Annotated in this window: 13 protein-coding genes and 1 pseudogene; 11 read left to right on the top strand and 3 right to left on the bottom strand. The window is 40.0% G+C overall.

From position 1 onward, the window contains the following. Nucleotides 1-43: 43 nt before the first annotated feature. On the bottom strand, nucleotides 44-1,327 hold the full coding sequence (locus tag Q0791_RS10215; protein WP_299005693.1) for a metallophosphoesterase: 1,284 nt from the start codon (nucleotides 1,325-1,327) through the stop codon (nucleotides 44-46). Between the two features lie 718 nt (nucleotides 1,328-2,045). Here Q0791_RS10215 and Q0791_RS10210 point away from each other — a divergent pair. The 9 genes and pseudogenes from Q0791_RS10210 (at nucleotide 2,046) to Q0791_RS10170 (ending at nucleotide 16,399) form a co-directional block, all read left to right on the top strand. Further along, complete coding sequence (locus tag Q0791_RS10210; RefSeq protein ID WP_299005690.1) at nucleotides 2,046-4,673, top strand: glycosyl hydrolase family 18 protein; 2,628 nt, start codon at nucleotides 2,046-2,048, stop codon at nucleotides 4,671-4,673. A gap of 341 nt (nucleotides 4,674-5,014) precedes the next feature. Next, nucleotides 5,015-5,233, top strand: a complete 219-nt coding sequence (locus Q0791_RS10205; RefSeq protein WP_299005687.1) for a DUF2835 family protein — start codon at nucleotides 5,015-5,017, stop codon at nucleotides 5,231-5,233. A gap of 439 nt (nucleotides 5,234-5,672) precedes the next feature. Next, a pseudogene (locus tag Q0791_RS10200) lies at nucleotides 5,673-5,867 on the top strand (hypothetical protein); the annotation flags it as partial. A gap of 261 nt (nucleotides 5,868-6,128) precedes the next feature. Next, nucleotides 6,129-10,973: an NAD-glutamate dehydrogenase gene (locus tag Q0791_RS10195; protein ID WP_299005684.1), complete on the top strand. Its 4,845-nt coding sequence runs from the start codon at nucleotides 6,129-6,131 to the stop codon at nucleotides 10,971-10,973. 61 nt (nucleotides 10,974-11,034) lie between these two features. Beyond that, nucleotides 11,035-12,054, top strand: a complete 1,020-nt coding sequence (gene pyrD, locus Q0791_RS10190; RefSeq protein ID WP_299005683.1) for a quinone-dependent dihydroorotate dehydrogenase — start codon at nucleotides 11,035-11,037, stop codon at nucleotides 12,052-12,054. Nucleotides 12,055-12,214: 160 nt separating this feature from the next. Beyond that, nucleotides 12,215-12,748 carry a cell division protein ZapC gene (locus Q0791_RS10185; RefSeq protein WP_299005681.1) on the top strand — a complete coding sequence of 178 codons (534 nt, stop codon included), beginning with the start codon at nucleotides 12,215-12,217 and terminating at the stop codon, nucleotides 12,746-12,748. Between the two features lie 602 nt (nucleotides 12,749-13,350). Next, nucleotides 13,351-14,325 (top strand): HlyD family efflux transporter periplasmic adaptor subunit, encoded by a 975-nt coding sequence (locus Q0791_RS10180; RefSeq protein ID WP_299005679.1) that lies wholly within the window; start codon nucleotides 13,351-13,353, stop codon nucleotides 14,323-14,325. Then, a complete protein-coding gene (locus Q0791_RS10175; protein ID WP_299005677.1) occupies nucleotides 14,322-15,251 on the top strand; it encodes an ABC transporter ATP-binding protein in 930 nt (309 codons plus the stop codon). Before Q0791_RS10180 ends, Q0791_RS10175 begins: the two co-directional genes overlap by 4 nt. After that, nucleotides 15,248-16,399: an ABC transporter permease gene (locus Q0791_RS10170; protein ID WP_299005675.1), complete on the top strand. Its 1,152-nt coding sequence runs from the start codon at nucleotides 15,248-15,250 to the stop codon at nucleotides 16,397-16,399. The genes Q0791_RS10175 and Q0791_RS10170 overlap by 4 nt, the downstream gene beginning before the upstream one ends. A gap of 68 nt (nucleotides 16,400-16,467) precedes the next feature. Here Q0791_RS10170 and Q0791_RS10165 read toward each other — a convergent pair whose 3' ends face one another. Next, nucleotides 16,468-19,536, bottom strand: coding sequence for a putative Ig domain-containing protein (locus Q0791_RS10165; RefSeq protein WP_299005673.1), 3,069 nt, complete (start codon nucleotides 19,534-19,536; stop codon nucleotides 16,468-16,470). Between the two features lie 379 nt (nucleotides 19,537-19,915). Next, nucleotides 19,916-20,356 (bottom strand): Rrf2 family transcriptional regulator, encoded by a 441-nt coding sequence (locus Q0791_RS10160; RefSeq protein WP_299005671.1) that lies wholly within the window; start codon nucleotides 20,354-20,356, stop codon nucleotides 19,916-19,918. A 201-nt stretch (nucleotides 20,357-20,557) separates the two neighbouring features. On the opposite strand from Q0791_RS10160, the gene Q0791_RS10155 reads away from it, so the two are divergent. Together Q0791_RS10155 and Q0791_RS10150 are read left to right on the top strand one after the other, a co-directional pair. Further along, nucleotides 20,558-20,731 carry a hypothetical protein gene (locus Q0791_RS10155; RefSeq protein ID WP_299005669.1) on the top strand — a complete coding sequence of 58 codons (174 nt, stop codon included), beginning with the start codon at nucleotides 20,558-20,560 and terminating at the stop codon, nucleotides 20,729-20,731. Beyond that, nucleotides 20,715-23,087: a nitric-oxide reductase large subunit gene (locus tag Q0791_RS10150; RefSeq protein ID WP_299005666.1), complete on the top strand. Its 2,373-nt coding sequence runs from the start codon at nucleotides 20,715-20,717 to the stop codon at nucleotides 23,085-23,087. Before Q0791_RS10155 ends, Q0791_RS10150 begins: the two co-directional genes overlap by 17 nt. Nucleotides 23,088-23,184: the final 97 nt, after the last annotated feature.

Here is a 23,184-nt window from a genome sequence, read left to right as displayed (position 1 = left end):
ATACTTTTTATTAAAAATGATATTGTTTATTAAAAACAATAAATTAACAAAAGAGAGTCTTATGGATCATTGTGCAATGAAGGAGCTCATCTCCAGCGACATCTCGCAAACTTATCCTCCAGTGGTTTTGTTTTGTTTTATCCATAACGATAAAGCCATACTGGTAACGTACCTTTTGACTCTGGATTGCCAAATGATCAATTTTAGTGGGCATTTTGGCGGGGTTAGCTAAATCACTGCCACCATTTCCGGCGATAATTTGAGTGGGGCGCATTCCTTCAAAGTCAATAACTTGAGCGAAATGTATATGACCACTGATGATGGCTTCAATAGACGCTGATAGCGGGCTTTTTTTGATGGCTTTTTGTAATATTTTGGTTTTACTTTTTCCTAGATGATCAGATAAGTTATTACCATAGCTCCAGAAAGGTCTATGGCTTATTATCCAAGCGGGCTTATTGGGTTGATGATTGCTGTAGGTATTGATTTCGTGTATTTGTCCACGATAAAGAGACGTGAGGGCGTTACCTTGTGTGTCTTTAATGCTAGCAGTATCGAGTATGGCAAATTGTAATGAAGTTGAATGAGTAAACCAAGGCGAGGTGTTTTCGATACATTTATTGACATGACGTCTCGGCGCTAAATAACGAAACCAGCCTTTACCCGCTCTTTGGCATGTTTCATGGTTACCCCGAGAAAAAATAAAAGGTGCGGTCTGTAACATGGGGGTAGCAGGTGTAAACCAATCAGCATTCCAAGTGGCCTGATTATGACCAAAAGGGGTATTTTCACAGCCGTAGTTACCTTTAGGGCAAGGGGATTCTCGGTAAATATAATCCCCAGTATGAATGATCAAGTCTGGGTTAAGTGATGCAATTTTTGTTGAAATTTGATGAAAAGGCCAGAGGCTTGGATTATTGCAAAACTGATAAATATTTTCATTGTCAGCAACTTTGCATCCGGTATCACCAAGTAAAATGATCCGTTTTAAAGGCTCAGAGTTGATGGAGAACACTTGTTCATTCAATCTAATGTGACGCGCTGATATTGGTAATGTGATCTCACAGACGAGAGTGGGATAATCTTGGGTTGCTAAGGCTCTCACTTGCATCTTACTGGGTTGATTATCAATATAAACATTGGGACAAACTTGATGCCCTTGAAGGTTATCAATTGGAAATATTGCTCTAAATTCCAGCCCTTTTTGAGTGTGTTGTATCCAAGCAGACGAGTGCGTTTGTGCGGCATAGCTTTCAACGATTGGATATAAGTAAATTAACAATGTGAATAACAGCACAGCGGTGGGGGGTGAGCGGTAAGTGGGCATGATATTGTCATCATCCAATTTATGTGTCAGTTCAAGTTTAGCCGATAATTGATTTGTTGGTATTCATGTTCAATTTTTAAAGGTGATCATTTTCTTGTTATATATTTCTATTTTCGTCTTCTATTATTGCCTTTTTATCATATCAGTAAACTTGAGCTATAAAGATATCTTTACACAGATTGAATTAGACTAAAGTCTAGTTCAATCTGCTTTTCGTGTTTTTATTAAACCAGATTAAAATCATTAATCGTTATGTTTAATCTTAATGTAACGATTAAATCTGTTCTGTTTCAGTTGTTATTTTAACCATTATTAAAAATGGTTCTATCAGGAAAAAGAATATTATAATTTTTTATTTAATTAATTAAGATTGTGTGGGTTGAAATATAATTAACCATATAATGATTTGTTTTATATATTCTTATTCCCAATTATTTAATGTTTTATGATTAAGGTGAGTTGTTGTTTTTACATTTTAATATAAATGTTAACTATGTTTCATTCAGAGTTTATTCAGTAATAAAAGGCTAGTTTATTGCGGTATTTAACTGCCTTAGTGTTAATGAACTTATTATTTCAGTCGCCTTTATTTAATTACATCACTGTTTATATAATTTTTGATATGAATGGCGTGAGTGTAAAGGGGTTTATTTTTATGTCAACAACATTATAGACAGTTAAATATACCAAAATAAAAAAAATCAAATAATTGGGAGTTTTGATGAATAATCGTATATCTAAATTGGCAGTATTGATTGCCAGTATGATCGCTGGCCCTACCTTTGCCGATGCCCCGAGCAAACCTAGCATTAGCCTACCACAACAAGTTTATTCTATTGTTGAAGTGAATGCCGCCGCCACAGCATATAATGAGCTGGTGACAGTGAATGATGCTGCAACTGTGACAGTTAATTGGACACTTTGGTATGGTGACAGTGGTGATACTGTTAAAGTGCTATTAGACGGTGAAGAAGTGTTATCACAAGCGGTTTCAAATGAGTCAGGTGAGTCCTTAACCTTTGAGGTGGCTAAAGGTGGTCGTTATCAAATGCAGATTGCCTTATGTGATGGCGATGAATGTACCTTAAGTGATGCGACAGAATTAGTCATTGCCGATACTGACGGCAGTCATCTTGATCCACTGACATTGCAATTAAATGAAAATAATAAAGCTTATGATGTGACTCAATCTGGCAAAGTCGTGGGCAGTTATTTTGTCGAGTGGGGCGTCTATGATCGCGATTATTATGCTGAGAACATTCCCGCGCAAAATCTTACGCATTTACTCTATGGTTTTGTGCCCATTTGTGGTGGTGATGGCATTAACGATGGATTAAAAACGATTTCGGGTAGTTTTGAAGCCCTGCAGCGTGCTTGTGCAGATCGAGAAGATTTCCAAGTCGCTATTCATGATCCTTGGGCGGCGATTAATATGCCGCAAAATGGCGTATCTGACTGGAGTAGCCCCTATAAAGGCAACTTTGGCCAATTAATGATGTTAAAACAAGCTAGACCTGAGCTTAAAATTTTACCTTCTATTGGCGGCTGGACATTATCGGATCCTTTCTTTTTTATGGGTGATGAAACCAAGCGTAAAACATTCATTGAGTCTGTTCGAGATTATCTAAAAGCGTGGAAGTTTTTCGACGGTGTTGATATTGACTGGGAATACCCAAGTATTGGCGGTGCATCGCCTTCATTGGGCAACAGTGATGACGGTGAAACTTATGTGTTGCTCATGAAAGAGTTAAGGGCCATGTTGGATGAGCTGAGTTTAGAGACAGGCAAAACCTATGAGTTGACCTCGGCTATTGGTGCAGGTTATGACAAAATTGAAAAAGTGGATTACAACCAAGCTCAGCAATACATGGATTACTTTTTCTTGATGACTTATGACTTCTATGGTGCCTGGGATAATACTGAACTGAATCATCAGGCGGCCATTTATGGAGCCAGCTGGGCACCGGATACGCCTTATACTTCAGATGTTGGTGTGAGCAAATTGCTTGCACAGGGAGTTGAGCCTGGAAAAGTGATCCTTGGCGCAGCCATGTATGGTAGAGGTTGGACTGGTGTCAATGGGTATGAGAATGATAATCCCTTCACTGGAGAAGCCACAGGTCCTGTGACCGGAACATGGGAGTCTGGCATGGTGGATTATCGTCAAATCGTGGATGAATTCATGACAGGTGATTGGGAATACCAATATGATGAACAAGCCGAGGCGCCTTATGTCTTTAATGCAACAACCGGAGAGCTTATTACTTACGATGATCCTCGTTCGGTGAAAGCTAAAGGTGCTTATGTACTTGCTCATTCATTGGGTGGATTGTTTTCGTGGGAAATTGATGCCGATAATGGCGATATTCTCAATGCGATGAACGAAGGCCTAGGTAATGGTGATTCTGATGGAAGCGAAACCAATCTTTCTCCTGTTGCGAATGCTGGCCAAGCGCAAACGGTAACAGGTAAAGTGGATGTTTCATTAAATGGTTCCTTATCTCGTGATCCTGAAGGGGAAACCTTAGTCTATCAATGGGTACAAACATCCGGTAAGGCGGTGACCTTAATTAATGCGGATACGGCAATAGCCAGTTTTGCTTTGGATGATACTGACGTTGATACGGTTTATGGGTTTAGTTTAACTGTGACGGATCCTCAAGGGTTATCGGCAACAGCAACGACGACAGTCACCCACCTTGCGGCCACAGAAAATCATGCACCAGAAGTGAGTTTAACGGCTAATCTGAGCATGGATACGAATACCACAACCAAGATCACTGCTGTGGGGACAGATGCAGATGGTGATAGTTTAGTGTATCAGTGGAGTGTGCCCGCAGGGTTAATCGTCACTGGTGATAGCACGGAAACCATTACGGTAACGGCACCCAATGTGTCTGAGATCACTCAATATACCTTAAGTGTGACTGTATCTGATGGGGCTTTAGATGCCAGCGCGAGTTTATTGCTAACGGTTAATCCTGTTGATGATTCAGGTGATTCAGGTGATTCAGGCTCAAGTCAGTGCAGTACGACTGATGATAATGCGAGTCAGTACAGTGCTTGGCAAAGTGATTCTATTTACCAAAAAGGCGATACCATTAGCCATAACGGTTTAGTCTGGGAAGCCAAATATTGGACGAAAGGAGATACCCCTTCTTTGACTGCTCAACCTTGGTCATTGGTGAGTGATATCAATGTGAGCTGGGATGCGGCCATTGTATTCCAAGGTGGCGACACAACTGAGTACAACGGCAGACAATGGCAGGCTTCTTGGTGGACACAGGGCGATGAACCTGGTGTTGCCCAAGTATGGAAAGACATTGGTGAAGCCAGCTGTGATTAAGCTCTTATTAAGAAGCTCAATGTGTTTCATGTGTTTCTAGGTGAAGACACAACTGAGTACACAGTTGAGTACACAGTTGAGTACAACGGCAGACAATGGTAAGCCTCTTGGTGGACACAGGACGATGAACCTAGTGTTGCCCAAGTATGGAAAGATATTGGTGAAGCCAACTGTCATTGCCAACTGTGATTAAGCTCTTATTAAGAAGCGCAATGGGGTTCAAGGAGCGTTAAGCACTGGATAAGTGAAAAGAGAAAAGAAGGTGAGTAGCCTTCTTTTTTCTTTATATTGAAAAAGTTACTATATAAAAGATCATAATATAGTGCATGGTGAGCGAAGATATGCGTACATTTATTTTTAATGTCAATTTGAGTTATCAGGAGTTTATGCCTTATTATCAAGGAAAAGTGAATAATATTGAGGTGAGAGACGGGAAGCAAGTGATTTGGATCAATGGCCGACACTTCAGGCCTTTTTTGTCATTAAACGGTGTTAACGGACTGTTTAAGCTCACATTAAACCAAGGAGTGGATATTATTGCTTTAAATAAATTAGAGTAATTGCCTCAAACATTTGATTCATTTTTTGTTCAAATAAGCCACGCTTTATTTGTTAATTTAACTGTATTTAATTTGTGTATTTGTTGTTTTTTATTTTTCTACCTGCCTATTTTTATGTTATTTAAATGTTTGTTATATGTTTAAGTGTTTCAATTTACCTTCAGTTATATTTTTTATCGACTTTTTATATTTTTATTTTCATATTCTTATCTTTCTCATAGGTTAAAAACCTTATAACAATTGCATTGCCTGCTGGATAATAACATGTGTAAAAAACGCTTAATAAAAAATTAAGCAGCAGGTTATGGAGAGAAGTCATTATGCAAGAAACGAGAAGGGATTTTTAATCGCTCTGTACTTGTGAATATTGTGGTATCCACTTTAGGAATGTCACTTTCTGCTGATGCTGTTTCTTTATAATTGGAGGAGATTATCAGGGCTCGTTGAACGAGGCTGTGCAGTGCTCTTTAGGGGCCTGACTTTGTTGCCTGGGGTCGGTACGTGGTTTTTTTCGCCATTAAAGTGTCAAATGGACATGGGAATATTACTGACTTTTATGTTTTTAGTTAACATGTTGGGAGCCATAATTATTTTACTGGTATTAATGGCGATATTCTGGCGGAAGCTTAGGTAATCTCTAACTAAAATAGGAGCTTGACTCCTCTTTTTTTTGAATAAAAAGTCTTAATTCATGATTGTTATTTCAGTTCTTTCTATTGAGATGTTAAAAACATGTATGAGTGGTGGATGTACCACTAAAATAATCCTCGAAATATATTGCATTTAGTAATAAACTTCGCCTCATGACCTAGGTCAGATTCTGGGCTCAGGTCATTTTTTATAAGCATCCAAAAATTATAAAAGCGCGGCTATAGACCCTTAAGGAAACAGTAACATGGCCTTGAAAGATGCAATGCCTTCAGTATTACTTGAAAATGTAGTAAATCTTATTCATTCCAAAGTACCCCATTCTCATGCGAAACAAGTTGAGCAATTTGCCAATTGTCTTTATGCGCATATGTCAAAAGATGATCTCAATGCTCGTAATGACAGTGATTTATACGGTGCAGTATTGAGCCAATGGAACGCATTAAATAAGACTCCGGCAGGCAAAGGACATATTCGAGTTTATAACCCGAGTCAGTCAAAACACGGTTGGGAGTCGGCGCATTCTGTTATCGAAGTGATTCAGCCTGATATGCCATTCCTAGTGGATTCAATCGGCATGGCGATTAATCGTTTTGGCATTACTGCTCATATGTTGTTACACACGCCCATGTCCATTGAGCGGAAAGACGGGGATGTTACCCATGTCAGTTACAGCGATGAAGGGCGTGATGATTTAGAAAAAGTCGCTGTATTTTTAATTGAAATCGACAGACAAAGTAGCAACGAAGACATTAAACTATTAGAAAAAGAAATTGCTTCTGTTGTGACCGATGTTGCCGCTTCAGTTAACGATTGGCAGGCCATGTCAACGAAATTGACAGAGATCATTGCTGAGCTTAATCATCGTCCTTATCCAGGAACGACATCAGAGCTAGAAGAAACCTCACGTTTCTTAACCTATTTGAATAATCATCATTTTACTCTATTGGGTTATCGCCGTTATGATCTTCGTAAAGTCGAAGGCGATTTGGAGCTGATTGCCGATAAAGCGTCCAGTCTAGGTTTATTCAGTAAAAATGCCAAGTCAGATAAAGAAAGTGGCCTGCTATTATCTAACTTCTCAGAAGTGGCCCGTAAAGAAGCGCTTGATGACAGTTTGTTAGTATTGACCAAAAGCAGTGAGAAAAGCCGAGTCCATCGCCCAGCTTATGTGGATTATATCGGCATTAAACGCTTTAATGATGCGGGCGAAGTGATTGGTGAAGATCGTTTTATTGGTCTTTATGCATCGAATTTATATAACCGCAGTCCACGTGAAATTCCTTTGCTTGCTGAAAAAGTTGAACGTGTTCTAAAAGCTTCTGGTCTTGCTCCTCGCTCGCACGATCACAAAGCCTTATTACATATTTTAGAAACCTTGCCCCGTGATGAGCTGATCCAAGCGAATGTGAAAGAGCTTGCTCATATCGCTCATGGCGTATTGGAAATGCAAGACAGAGATAGGTTGAAGCTGTTTGTGCGTAAAGACGGCTACGGGCGTTTTCTATCTTGTCTGGTCTATGTGGCAAAAGATCGGTATAACACTAAGTTACGTGAAGACACTCAACGCATTTTAGCGCAACATTTTCATAGTACTGAAACCGTTGAATTCACGACTTATTTCTCTGAGTCGACCTTGGCTCGAACTCATTACATTGTCAAAGTTGATAATAACAATATGGACGTGGACGTGGCTGCGATTGAGAAAAATTTAATGGAAGCTGCACGCTCTTGGGAAGATAAGCTAGGCAGTGCCTTAGTCAGTGCTCAAGGCGAAGAAATGGGCACGAGTTTAGTCAAGCGCTATGTTGATGCGTTTCCTCGCAGTTATAAGGAAGATGTTTTACCCACCTCTTCGGTGGTGGACATAGAGCATTTAGAAGCTTTGGATGATGACCATAAGCTGGGAATGTTGTTTTATCAGCCACAAGAAACGGCCCTTAAAAACAGTAAAGTGCGTTTAAAACTGTTTCATAAGGATGAGCCGATTCATTTATCTGATGTGCTTCCCATGCTTGAAAACTTCGGTTTAAGAGTCATTAATGAACGCCCTTATGAAGTGATCACCGCTGATGGTTCGACGTATTGGATTTTAGATTTCTTAATGACAGCGCAAGCCGTTGCCAGTGATAATCTTGCTGATAGCCAAGACAGGTTTCAAACCGCATTAGCGCAAGTTTGGAATAAGAAACTTGAAGATGATGGGTTTAACCGTTTGGTATTATCGACGGGCCTGACAGGTCGAGAAGTGTCGGTATTACGGGCTTATGCGAAATATATGCGTCAAATAGACTCGACGTTTAGCCAAGCCTATATTGAGGAGACCTTTAGTCGTTATCCTCAAATAGCGGATTTACTGGTTAAAATGTATATTCGTAAGTTTAATCCTAAATTGAAGACACGGACGGTAAATAAGTTCGTGGAACAAATTGATTTACGATTAAATGATGTGTCAAGTTTGGATGATGACCGTATTATTCATCGTTATCTTGATTTGATTAATGCCACCAACCGAACGAACTTTTATCAGCTCACTGAGCAAGGTGACGTCAAGCCTTATATTTCGTTTAAATTTGCGCCAGAGCAAATTCCTGAAATGCCGCGTCCTTTACCTAAGTATGAGATTTTTGTTTACTCTCCGCGCGTGGAAGGTGTGCATTTACGTGGTGGAAAAGTGGCGCGAGGGGGCTTACGTTGGTCAGATCGCCGTGAAGATTTCCGCACCGAAGTCTTAGGATTAGTCAAAGCACAGCAAGTTAAGAATACTGTGATTGTACCTGTGGGCGCCAAAGGGGGCTTTGTTTGTAAACAATTGCCTACTGAAGGGGGTCGCGAAGCCTTTTTTGCTGAAGGGCAAGCTTGTTATAAATTATTTATCCGTGGTTTACTCGATATCAGTGATAATATTATCAATGGTGAGATCGTGCCACCGAATAATGTGGTTCGTCACGATGAAGATGATGCTTATCTGGTTGTGGCTGCTGATAAAGGGACGGCGACCTTTTCCGATATTGCCAACGGTATTGCTGAGGAATATAACTTCTGGTTGGGCGATGCTTTTGCCTCAGGTGGCAGTAATGGTTACGATCATAAGAAAATGGGGATCACAGCCCGTGGTGCGTGGGAGTCAGTGAAACGTCATTTCCGTGAAATGGGAGTGAATTGCCAAACTACTGACTTTACTTGTTTAGCCGTTGGTGATATGGGAGGAGATGTGTTTGGTAACGGTATGTTGCTGTCAAAGCATACGCGTTTGATTGCCGCCTTTAACCATATGCATATTTTTATCGATCCTAATCCTGATGTTGAAAAGAGTTATGCTGAACGTGAGCGCTTATTTGTCTTACCGCGCTCAAGCTGGGAAGATTATAATAAAGAGTTGATCTCTAAAGGCGGTGGTGTTTTCTTACGCTCTGCTAAATCCATTCCATTATCCAGCGAAATGAAAACTATGCTGGGTACACATAAAGCCAGTATGACGCCCATTGAACTGCTAAAACAGTTACTGAAAATGGAGGTTGATCTCCTTTGGAATGGCGGTATTGGCACTTATGTTAAGGCAACCAGTGAATCTCATGCCGAAGTAGGTGATCGTGCCAACGACGCCTTGCGAGTCAATGGTAATGAAGTCAAAGCTAAAATCATTGGTGAAGGGGGTAACTTAGGTTGTACTCAGCTTGGACGCATTGAATACACGGCCAATGGTGGTCGCATGAACACTGACTTCGTGGATAACGTTGGTGGTGTTGATTGCTCTGATATCGAAGTGAACATTAAAATCTTGCTGAATGCCTTGGTGGCTGAAGGTGAGATGACACTTAAGCAACGTAACCGTTTACTTGAGGATATGACTGAAGAAGTCAGTCGCATTGTATTAGACGATTGTAAGGCACAAACTCGCAGTATTTCAGTGACTCAAGTACGTGGTGCAGATGAGCTGAAAGAGCAAATTCGCTTTATCCATTATCTTGAAAAAGAAGGTAAGTTAGATCGCGCCCTAGAGTTTTTACCTACCGAGGATGATTTAGCCGATCGTTTGGTGAAAGGACTGCCGTTAACACGTCCAGAGCTGTCAGTACTGGTGGCTTATGCGAAGATGTTATTGAAAGAGCAGTTATTGATCCCAGAAATCACAGAAGATAATTTCATTAAGCAGTCTTTAGTGGCCTACTTCCCTGAACAATTACAAGCTAAATATGCGGCTAACATGGAGCAACATCCATTGAAAGGTGAGATCATTGCCACCTCTTTAGCCAATGGTATTGTGAATGACATGGGGCTGAATTTTGTTCAGCGGATGCAAGAAGAAACTGGTGCGACGATTACTGAAGTGGCGACGTGCTATACTATGGCCAGTGAAGTCTTTAGTTTAGAGTCAATGACAAAAGATATCATTGCACTAAATGGCATGATGCCTGCGCTGGTTCAATGTGAAATGTTACATCAATTACGCCGTAATATTCGTCGCGCAAGCCGTTGGTTCTTACGTCATCGTAATCGTAATATGAGTATTGAGCAAAGTGTGGCTTTCTTTAAGCCCGTGTTCGATGAGCTGAATGAGACTGTGCATCAATATATGGTGCAAGAGGAAGTCGATACGATTCTCTCTGAAGCACAGTCTTTAGTAAATGAAGGCGTACCAGAGAAACTGGCGATGTCGGTTGCGAATGTCAGTACTTTATTCTCTTGTCTTGATATTGCACAAATCGTTGATTTAGAGTCTAAACCAATCAGTTTAGTGGCTGAGACTTATTTCAAGCTTGGCTCAAAAGTGGATTTACATTGGTTCTTAGATCAGATCAGTGCACAGCCCGTGGCCAACCATTGGCAAGCCTTGGCCAGAGCAGCATTTAGAGAAGAGCTCGATTGGCAGCAACGCTCCTTGTGTTCAGTGGTTCTTCGTAGCTGTACTAAAGATCTGACGGCTGAACCACTCATAGAAGAGTGGATCGAAGCACATCAAGGTTTGCTGGAAAGATGGTTCCATATGCTGGCAGATTTCAAGACATCACAAAGCCATGAGTTTGCTAAATTCTCTGTGGCATTACGTGAACTTAATTTATTGATCATTCACTGTGAAGGTCAAGCTTAAATAGTCATTTAATGAATAGCCCTGGCAAATGCCGGGGCTTTTTTTAGCGTTAGAGGAAAGCATGTTTTATAAAATTGCACAAAAGTTCATGTTCAAAATGGATGCAGAACGCGCACATGAGCTGGCACTTTGTAGTTTGAAGTCAACGGCACATTCTCCTTTGAATGGACTTTATGCGCAGAAAGTGAAATCGGCCCCAGTAACAGTGATGGGGATAACCTTTCCAAATCCCGTGGGATTAGCGGCAGGCCTTGATAAGAATGGTGAATGTATTGATGCATTTCATGCCATGGGATTTGGTTTTGTAGAAGTGGGTACAGTGACGCCAAGAGCACAGGAAGGCAACCCTAAACCGAGATTATTTAGGCTTGAGAAAGCGCAAGCGATTATTAATCGTATGGGGTTTAATAATAAAGGGGTGGATTATCTTGTAAGCAATTTACAGATGATGAAATCCAATGCTCTTGTGGGGGTCAATATTGGCAAAAACAAAGATACGCCAGTTGAACAAGGTAAGGATGACTATCTTATTTGTATGGAGAAAGTCTATCCTTATGCGGCTTATATCACAGTGAATATTTCTTCACCTAACACACCTGGGCTGCGCAGTTTGCAATATGGGACGCTACTGGATGATTTACTATCAAGCCTGAAAGCAAAACAAGGTGAATTGGCTGAGCAATATGGTAAATATGTGCCTATTGCATTAAAAATTGCGCCTGATTTATCCATTGATGAAATTAAAGATGTGGCAACTTCGGTTATCAAGAATCAATTTGATGGTATCATTGCGACAAATACCACCTTGGAGCGTGAAGCGGTGAGGCATTTACCCTTTGGAGAAGAGGCGGGAGGATTAAGCGGTTTACCTCTTGAGCGGCTATCGACTTCTGTAGTGCAAGCCTTATCGGATCATCTGGGTGGGAAAATACCCATTATTGGTGTAGGAGGGATCACAACCGTGGCTGCTGCACTGGATAAATTTGATGCGGGTGCCAGTTTGGTACAAGTGTATTCCGGCTTTATTTACAAAGGTCCTCAATTGATTAAACGTATCATTGATGCTTATAGTGTTAAATAAGTCTTAATCAATTTATAGTTGTATTTGAAATAAGATTTCTTTATCTTATAGGGGTAAAGAATCTTATTTCGATGTTTTGTTTATAAGGATATAAATTAACTTTGTGATAGGTGAAAATATCAACTATTATCACCTTGTATGACTATGATAGGTAGAGGTTATGTTGTTAATGCCAAAAAAGGAATGGCAATGGGTGTATAACGATCACCATAATGTATTGAGTATTTCGTTAGGCGATGAAATGGAATTTTTAACGCCATATACACCAAAAGTCTTAATCCCAGATGCGAAAATGTCGCAAATATTTAGTGTTGAACATGCTAAATATTATATTCAAGTGGTTGAACGTTTAAAAAAAGCCTTATCATGTCATGATGCCCATATCGTTCAGATGGCTCTGAATGCGACAGCTGCCCGTTTTTTACTCAAGCCTGAGATGCCAAAATCTTGGTATTTTTCTGTGTCTGATGTTTGTGTTTATAGTGAAGAAGGCAAATTATTTCATCTTCAAACGCTATCGGAGCAAGTCACTGTGCTTGTTGTGGAATCAGGTCTGCAAGCTTCGCTTGTCATGTTATTATCAGAGCAGTGTGTCTTGTCAGATAAAAAAGTGTTAAAGCAGTTTGATACGATAAAAGTGATGCATGATCGTTTACTGCCTTTGGTGGTAAGACAGCAAGTCGCCGCCGCATAGTGCTTATAGTGGCCCATAGTGCTCATAGCCCATAGTGTTCATAGCGGATAGTGCTCATAGTGCCAGTGCCGCTAGTGCCTTATTCCATTAAAAGCCTTTATTATAGCGTGTATTAAAGGCACTCGTTGCCTTGTCGCTCCCCTTTAACCTCCTTACCATTTTTGCGTTTTTGCTTTTACGCTTGCGTGTCTAGTTTTCTTATATTCTATCAATAACTTTTAGGATATAGGTTCATAATACCAATTCTACTATATAAGTGATCTTTCAGCGGGAGTTCAACATGCTGTAGGCAAGGTCGTTAATTGCTCCTGCATTAACAGACAGTCCCACCATCCATGGCGGTCGCAGATGATTGAAGCTAATAGTGATTCTATATCGAAAGCATCTAACGTAGCATAAAGTATGTTGAAACCCGCACACAGTGAGCTTCTCAGACATTCCACTTCTGCGTTGCATTCATTTGAAAGGGAATCACCATTACAGCATAAATACGCCTTGAATTGAAAAGCCTGAGAAGCTCTGAATTGATCATCTATATAATAGAATTGGTATAATTGTTCTAGAGTTAATCTAGAACAATTATGAGTGTGTAGGGATGATTAATGCGTCAATGGAACAATGATGTTGGAAAAGGCAGATTGATCTACTTATTTTCCGTTTTTTTATTATTAAGCAGCTGTGGGCAAAATAGCCATGATAAGGTCGCGTTAGGTTCATTAATAAGAGAGCGGGTGGTGTTAACGGCAACAGCGAATGAAATCGTGACAGCACTTCCTTTTAAAAAGGGCGATCGGGTTAAAAAAGGTGATTTATTAGTTCAGCTTTATAATGCAAGACAAAAAGCACTAATGGATAAAACCATTGCCGATGTGGCCGAAAAAGAAGCGTATTTGGTCAAATTACAAAATGGGTCTCGAAAAGAAGATGTCGCCGCAGCCCAAGCAAGACTCAATGATGCTGAAGCAAGTCTCGTCCTAGCGGAAAAAACCTTAGCGCGTACAAAAGATTTACTGGCTTCTAATTTGACCTCTAAAGCGCAATATGATCAAGATGAAGCTGATCAGAAAACCCGTTTAGCCAATCGAAATAATGCAAGAGAAGCATTATTAAAGTTAACGAATGGGACTCGACCTGAGGATTTAGATTCCGCAGAAGCAAGCCTTGCAGCTGCTAAAGCGGTTTATCAGTTAGAAAAGCTAACTTATGATCAGTTAAGTGTTGTAGCTACTCGTGATGGTATTTTAGATAATTTACCTTGGAATTTAGGTGAGAGAGTCTCTAAAAATTCGCCTGTGGCAGTCATTTTAAGTGGAGAAACTCCCTATGTCAGGGCTTATATTCCTGAGACTTATCGAGCAAGATTAAAAGTAGGCACACAAGTGATGGTGCAAGTTGATGGTATTAAAAGTCCCTTTCAAGGCACGATTGCTTGGATTGCCATGGATCCCGCTTATACCCCTTATTATGCTTTAAATGAAAAAGAACGAAGTCGATTGGTGTATTTAGCGGATGTATCACTGCCCGATACCGCCAATGCGTTACCCAGTGGTTTACCGGCGCAGGTGATTATGCCATGAGTGAATATGCCATCCAAGCAAAAGGGTTGACGCGAAAATTCGGTGATTTTACTGCGGTTGATAATCTTACCATCAAGGTACCGAGAGGCAAGATTTATGGCTTTTTAGGCCCTAATGGATGTGGTAAATCAACCTGTATTCGGCTACTGACAGGGCTTTTAACGCCGACTAAAGGCAGTGTCAATGTGCTTAATTTACATTTACCTCGTCAAATTGAAGCCTTGCGATTGCGTATTGGGTATATGCCACAAAAATTTTCTTTGTATGAGCAATTAACCATAGAAGAGAATTTACGCTTTATTGCTCAAGTCTTTGGATTGAGTAAGCAAAATGAGCGCAAGCGAGTAGAAGAGTTACTCAGTATTTACGAATTGAATACACATCGAAAGCAAAGAGCGGGGAGTTTAAGTGGTGGGCAGAAACAGCGATTAGCCTTAGCGGCTGCGACGTTACATAAACCAGAGTTACTGTTTCTCGATGAGCCTACTTCAGCGGTTGATCCTCAAAATAGACGGGAGTTCTGGGAGCGATTATTTGATATTTGCGATATGGGCTCAACGATTTTGGTTTCAACCCATTATATGGATGAGGCTGAGCGCTGCCATTCTTTGGCTATTTTAGAAGCAGGATGTTTGCGCGCTGATGGTTCACCAGAGCAGTTAATGCAAGATATGGGCGCTAAGATAGTCGAGCTGGGCGGTGAAGGGCTAAGGCTATTAAAAGAAAAGCTCATACAGTTTGATTCGGTTATTTCTGTGGCGCAGCAAGGTGTACATCTTAGAGTATTGATCAAGGATACTATTGCCGAACCTGTGTCGTGGTTAAAGGAGAAAATACCGAATCAAATGCAAATTCGCGATATAAAAATTGTTCGCCCAAGTCTTGAAGATGTGTTTGTTAATTGCACAGGCAAGGGGCGTCAATGAAAGGGCTTAATCGTATTAAAGCGGTGACATATAAAGAATGCATTGAGCTTATTCGAGACAGAGTGACTTTTGCCATGGTGGTGATCTTGCCTTTAGTGCAGTTGATATTATTTGGTTATGCCATTAATACCACCGTTAGGCACATTCCTGTTGCCGTGGTGGATCAAGCCAGTTCTGTTTTTTCACATTTATTAATCGATTCTATATCGGCAACTCAAGTGGTTAATTTTATTGAGCAATATTCGACTCCAGAAGAAGCCATGCAAGGGATCACCGATGGCAAAGTAAAAGCGGCGCTGATCATTCCAGGTGATTTGATTAATCGCTATGCCAAAAAATTAGTGGCCGAGTCTCACAGTGGTGAAACACCTCAATTTGAATATTCATTGAACCGTCCTATTGGGCAATGGGTGGTGGATGGCTCAGATACGACCATTGCAAGCGCCATTATGCAGCTTAGAAATATGCCCATGATTAATTTAACGGATTATCCTAAGAACCAAACCGCTGCGGTCTTTGAAGTGGTGCAGTTTTATAATCCTGAGCAGCGTTCTGCGGTGAATATTGTGCCAGGCATAGTGGGCATTATTTTAACTATGACCATGATTATGTTTACCGCCATTTCTATTGTGAGGGAACAAGAAAAAGGTAACTTAGAGCTATTGATCACAACTCCAATTCGTTCAATTGAGTTGATGATAGGCAAAATTATCCCTTATATTTTTGTTGGATTAGTGCAAATGGGGATTATTATCGGATCAGGGCATTTATTTTTCAATGTACCGATAAATGGCAGTATCTGGCAATTGTTGATAGTGACTCTATTGTTTATTTCCGCCAGTTTAGTGCTTGGACTCATTTTATCCACTATTGCAAAAACACAAATGCAAGCCATGCAGCTGACCTTTTTTCTATTACTGCCCTCCATTTTATTATCGGGTTTTATGTTTCCTTACGAAGGCATGCCTGTGGCGGCGCAGTGGATTGCTGAAGCATTACCTGCGACCCATTTTATGCGGTTAATCCGTGGCGTGGTGCTGCGTGATGCGGATGTATTAGGAATGATGTACGATAGTTTATGGTTATTAGGTTTTACTATTTTAGGTTTGATTGTGGCATCGATCCGTTTTAAGAAATCTCTGGATTAACAGACACACAAGGGCACAGCCCATTATCGGCTGTTCTCTTGTGTGTAAAAACTAATTGAATACTGTGTTTATTTCAGTTTAGTTTTTTTACGCTTCATGCCAAATAAAGATAACAATAAGAGTGACATCATACTTAGGCTACCACCTGAATCATCCGACTCGATATCGAGACTGATGCTGGTTTCTGTGCTTAGCGCCATTTCATCAACTGCTTTAACGGTAAAACTATAATGCCCTGATTGTTTGACTGAACCACTGATTATCCCTTCAGTTGATAAGGTTAGCCCACTGGGTAAGCTTGACGCTTCAAAGGTGAGTGCGCTGCCTTCAGGATCGCTAAATATCGTATTTAAATCAATGGTCACTGATTGAGATGACTGAAAAGCAAAATGTTTATTTTCTAATACTATCGGTGCGGCATTCACTTGAATATCTAGGGTGACGATATGTTCAATGCCTTCATCTAATGTGACGGCAATCATCATGCTATGTAGCCCTGTATCGATTAATGTACCCGTTAATAACCCATTTTCAGTTAAAGTTAGGGGGGAAGTTGCAGTATTGCCTTCGGTCATGGCTTCACCGGATCGCAATGTAAATGTCATGTCACTGGTATTTAATTGACTCTCTTTACCAAAGAAGTGTGTCACGAGATCAAGTGAAATGGCTTGATTTGGATTAACAATCAGTGTATTCAAGTCTGTGTCAAAAGCGGCGTCTTGAATGTCATATTCAAAGTTGAAGTCTGTGGTCAATTCATCTTTATCGGTTGCCGTGATGGTTAAGACGCCTGAAGTCGCTTGAGAGACTGCACCTACAATATGGTTATGCTCATTCAGGCTGAGTTCTTGAGGTAAACCTTTCACACTAAAGGTTAAGGTATCATCTGTATCTTCTTCAATAAATAGGCTTGATAGGTCAAGCGTAATTTGACTGCCAGTTAAAAATGTATATTTATCTTTTTGGCTGTGAATAAGTGGCGCCCGTTGTACGGGTAATTGATAGACTTCTTTAATTGTATTGTTTTGCAGTAAATTAATCTCTTTTAAAAAGTGATGATTAGTAGGGATAAAGTCAAGGTTATTTCTTGAAGGCAGTGGTAATGTTTGTTCACTTGCAGACCATATACCTGTTTTGGGGTCGATATGATAAAAATGAATACTGTCAGTATAATTGTTCAATGATACAGCCAAATAAGGGCTCATTAAGGTAAAGTCACGATTATTTTGTTCAAGGGGAGATAAAGATAATAATGTGAGTTCACCATTATCTTGTTTCCTATAGGCTTGTATGGATCGACTATTGTAATTATAAAAATACAGGTTATTTTCTGTTAAGAGGACATCATGTGTGCCATAAGGTATGGCCATTTGGGCGGCTTGACTTAAGGTATTTGATTGATCATCATAAATAAATGTGGTGATACTATCCTCATCTATTGTGTAGAAATATTGGCCTAATGTCTTCAGTTTTGCATAATAAAAATCATTATTTTCATTTTCAATGGATGTAATTAATTCAAATTTCGATTGTTCGTTGAATTTGAAAAAATACAAGGTATTATAATCTACAGCCATTAATATGTTGTTGTCTTGGTTGAATTTAATTTCAAATATGTTTAAATCGCTATCATTGCTATTCGAATAACTTCCTTGATACACAAATGATAATGTATCTTGCTCGTTCAGTGTAAAGACTAGGTAGTTAGAGTCACCGGCTATGATCAGCTGATTATCGTTTGTGAGGAGCAGCTGGCTGTTGTAGAGAATGTTGTCATCATTGAAAGAGGAGAGATCAATGGCTTTAGCATGAACAAAGGATTGAGAATCATCTTTGATGAGCAAATGGAGCTTGTTATTATTTTGATCGAGTAAAAATAACTGTTCTCCATCAGCAGAAAGTAATGAATGCTCAACATTAGCAATATAGGGTGTATTGAGTTGGCCATCTTTTAATAATTGCGTGGAATTGATGGTGGCATTATCGTTAACTTGACTGATAAACAGTGCCTTCATATCCGTTGCAAGTCCAATTAACTGGCCGTTATTGAATAGTATATGCTCAAGATAAGCAGGGTTGCCATAATTACCATTAACAATGCTGGTTTGTTCAATTAAGCTTAGTCCAGTATCATTGACAGAAAAACTGGTCATATTTGAATTGGGGTTATAAGTGCTTTTATTAAAGTAAAGGGTATTATTATTGATTGACGCACTCTCGAGCTCGTAATCATTGCCAAGATCATTATAAGTATTAAGTTGCCACTTCTCAGTTAAGGTATTGTCATTAATATTGTATGCTAAGTTCGTGATTGTCCAGTCGCTCTGGATCAGAATATTATTGCTATCTTCACAGGTGACATAATAATGGCTATCGTTGTTGTAGCTTAGCTTATGAGTCAATTGATGATTAGTTTCATTCAGTTTAAACACAGATAATGCAGGTTGATTGCTCCAAGTATTACCGTAACCTGCTAAAAAGAGGTGATCTGTCGTTTTATCAATACAAGATGAACGAATGGTATCGGGAAGAAGGTTACTATTAATAGTAGTACTTTCGATGAGCTTATCATTTTCAACATAAAAGAGAGTATTATTGTAATACTCTGATAGTAAAAAATGGTCATTAAAGACCGTCATTTTGGAATAATTGTTATTGAGTTTAAGAGAATGCTCTTCTATCAAGCTAAATGTGTCATCAAATGAAAATAAGCTTAGTCTAGGCTCTGTGTCATAACGATCATCTTCGGTATATACTTTTATACTTCCCCAAATAAGCACTTGTGTGCCTTCATTGATAAGTTCAACCTGATTGATATTGTTGTATTCATGGCCTAAACGATTAAGGTTGGCCTCAGTTAATAATGTTGGACTTGCAGTTTCAGTGCTAAATAATGCAATGTAGTGCTGATTTTTATCCCAGCCTAGTACTTTATGGCCACTGGATGATAATTCATTCAGCGCATTAATTGTGCCTGAATGCCAAGCTTTAATGTCACCTAATTGAATTGTTCGTTGTTGATTTTTTTGCTGGTTTTCACTAAGTGTATGAGTCGAAAACTGTGGAGTTTGTTCTTGGGCGTGTGAGTAGTGGGCTGAGAGTAGAGTCACGAGTGCTAATTTTTTAACGTGTTTCATGCAAATCCTTTTGACTGTTTAAAGCAGCAATATTTTTCATTGAGAGTAATAGAAGTTTTCTTTTTTAACGACGCGGGAGTATAGCGGTGTTGGATAAATGTTTCAATAATGTTTCTTCTTGGGCGTTGTTTATTTGACCTTTTAAAGGCCAGTTATTTAGCTTAATTTTTAATTGGTTATCTTTTTATTCTATGACTTAACTATCATTCAAGGTGATCTGTTTAAGTGAAAGGCCTGCTAAATGCTACATGAATTCACATTTTTCATACAAAAGATTCGTTATTTATCACTTGATGAATGTCAATTCTATGGTTCAAAAACAACCTACCTTTAGGGGGATGGAAGGTTTAATTTTGCTAAAAGGTGATAAAATCCCTATTCACTTCAGGATAAATAATTTTTGAATGGCGATTATGTCGCTTGAGTGGCCAATGAGATCGGCTAAAGTAAATGCTTCTAAAGTGGTATAAAAGCTTTCCTGTGCTTTAGCAAACATGGATTTAAGCTGGCAAGCTGGCGTGAGCACACAATGATTATCCTTACCGAAACATTCCACTAAGTTACTCTTGCTTTCTGTTTGCCTGACTAGTTGACCAATATTGATATCCACGGGGCGACGCTTGAGTTTTATACCGCCATTTTTACCCCGTGTGGCCAGTATATAACCTTTGATATTAAGATCTTGTACTATTTTCATCAAATGGTTTTTAGAGATGTCATAACTATTGGCAATGTCTTTTATTGTGGATAAGGCATTATTATTAACGGCTAAATAAATTAATACTCGCAATGAGTAATCGGTATAACGGGTGATTTGCACAGGATGAATTCCTTACTGATTATGACGTTGGGAAATGGCTTCAGTCATTTTAGATTCAATGTTAGATCGCGATCACATTTATAACATGTATATAGTTTACATCTTAAAAGGCGAGCAGTAAACTCGACTTAAAGATGTAATATAAATGCATCTTTAAGTCGTTTGAGGATAAAGTTCATCGAGTGCAGTTAGGTATTTGCCTTGTTTAAAGCACTTAATGATACGCATCCTTTATGTCTCCATGGATTGACGGAATATTTAATCTACTTACTGCAAACATTAAAGCAAACATTAAAGCAACATATTGATATAGGGAATATGTTATTTGCTCGATATTCAGCTTCTCTGGAGGGTGGTTATGCGTCAGTATTATAAATTGTGGTGGATACTTATTGCTATTTTAAGTATTACTTTTAGTGTATTAGGGTATTTTGGTCAAGAGATATACCGCTCTGCACCTCCTATTCCCAATAGAGTGGTCAATGAACAAGGTCAGTTATTAATGACCAAAGACAGTATTTTAGATGGACAAACCGCCTGGCAGTCGGTTGGGGGCATGCAGCTTGGCAGTATCTGGGGTCATGGGGCTTATCAAGCTCCCGACTGGACGGCGGATTGGTTACATAGAGAGTTGATGCATTGGCTTAATCTAGCCGCGAAGGAATTGTATTTCCAGCCCTATGACTCCTTATCCGGTGAGCAACAAAATGCCTTGCAATATCAGTTGACTCAAGCTTACCGCACTAATACATATGATAAAACCACTGATAGCTTAGTATTAAGTGAGCGTCGTTTGGCCGCGATGGCGTTAACGGCCGATCACTATATGGCCTTATTTGGTGATTCACCTGAGTTACAGTTAACGCGGCAACATTATGCAATGAAAGAAATGACTTTGCCTGATTTGCAAAGGCGTGAGCGGTTAACGGAGTTTTTCTTTTGGACAGCATGGGCAGCTTCGACTGAGCGGCAGGATGGAGGAGCGACCTATACCAATAATTGGCCCCATGAGCCGTTAATTAATAATCTTCCTACTGCGGAGAATATTATTTGGTCTGTCGTGAGTGTGGTTTTACTGATCGCGGGAATAGGTGGATTAGTCTGGGCTTGGGCTTTTTTACGAAAAGAAGAAGATGAGCAAGAGGCGCCGAAAACAGATCAATTAACCTTACTGCAACTCACGCCATCGCAAAAGGCGTTAGGTAAGTATTTATTACTGGTGGTTGGGCTCTTTACATTTCAGATTTTTATCGGTGGTTTTACAGCCCATTACACTGTTGAGGGACAGAGCTTTTTTGGTATCGACACCGCTCAGTGGCTCCCTTATAGTCTAGTGCGTACTTGGCATATTCAGGCGGCGTTATTTTGGATTGCAACAGGTTTTTTAGCGGCGGGACTATTTTTAGCGCCCATAATCAATGGCGGAAAAGATCCTAAATACCAAAAATTGGGCGTGGACATTTTATTTTGGGCACTTGTCTTGGTCGTTATCGGCGCATTGACAGGCAATTATTTTGCCATCGCACAGATCATGCCACATGAATGGAGCTTTTGGCTTGGGCATCAAGGCTATGAATATGTCGATTTAGGCCGTTTATGGCAAATCGGTAAATTCACCGGCATTGTACTCTGGCTAGTATTGATGTTAAGAGGCCTTGTGCCAGCACTGCGTCAAGGTGGTGATAAAAATTTACTGGCACTACTCACAGCATCAATTGCTGCCATGGGGTTATTTTATGGTGCAGGCTTCTTTTATGGGGAGCGTACCCATATCTCTATCATGGAATATTGGCGCTGGTGGATAGTCCATTTATGGGTTGAAGGTTTCTTTGAAGTGTTTGCAACCACGGCGCTGGCGTTTATTTTTTGCAGTATGGGGTTAGTGTCTAAGAAAATGGCCACAGCGGCGTCATTGGCCTCAGCATCCTTATTTATGCTAGGCGGGATCCCTGGCACTTTTCATCATATGTATTTTGCGGGAACCACAACCCCTGTTATGGCGGTTGGAGCGACCTTCAGTGCACTAGAAGTTGTGCCATTAATTGTGCTGGGTTATGAGGCTTTTGAGCATTGGCGCTTACAGCAAAAAGCGCCTTGGATGGCAAAAATTAAATGGCCTTTGCTTTTCTTTGTCGCCGTGGCCTTTTGGAACATGTTGGGCGCGGGTGTGTTTGGTTTTATGATTAATCCACCGGTTTCATTGTATTACATTCAAGGACTCAATACGACTTCAACTCATGCCCATGCAGCTTTATTTGGTGTTTATGGTTTCTTAGCCCTAGGCTTTGTGATTCTGATTTTACGTTATATTCGGCCTAAGTTAGTACTTGATGAAAAAATCATGAAAACCGCTTTTTGGTGGATGAATACGGGCTTAGCCCTCATGTTGTTTACCAGTTTGTTGCCTATCGGAGTGCTTCAGTTTATTGCCAGTGCCACTAATGGATTTTGGTATGCTCGCAGTGAGGCCTTTATGCAAAGCGACTTATTGCAAACTTTGCGTTGGGTTCGAACCATAGGCGATGTGGTATTTATCATTGGTGGTTTAGCTGTGACTTGGCAAGTGGTCAAAGGTGTGTTTTATATTGATGATGCCCCAACCTATGCTCAACAGGTCATTTACAGTGAAGCGCCGCTGGGAGAAGTGTTAACAGGTAATGGTAACATTAACTCTGATGCGCACGAAAAAGAGCAGGGCAGCTGTTGCGGAGGTTGTGGCGGACAGAAATAAAAAAATGAAACGAGAAGCAGTATATACCCGTGACTGAGGGATCCCCACTTTTCTGGCTCATAAACAATGAATACTGATTGTGAAGTGAGCCAAGTTA

Source organism: uncultured Shewanella sp. (assembly GCF_947495455.1).
In the GTDB taxonomy this organism is placed as follows: domain Bacteria; phylum Pseudomonadota; class Gammaproteobacteria; order Enterobacterales; family Shewanellaceae; genus Shewanella.
Note: the sequence above shows the minus strand (reverse complement) of the source record. Positions and strands in the feature narration are given on the sequence as shown.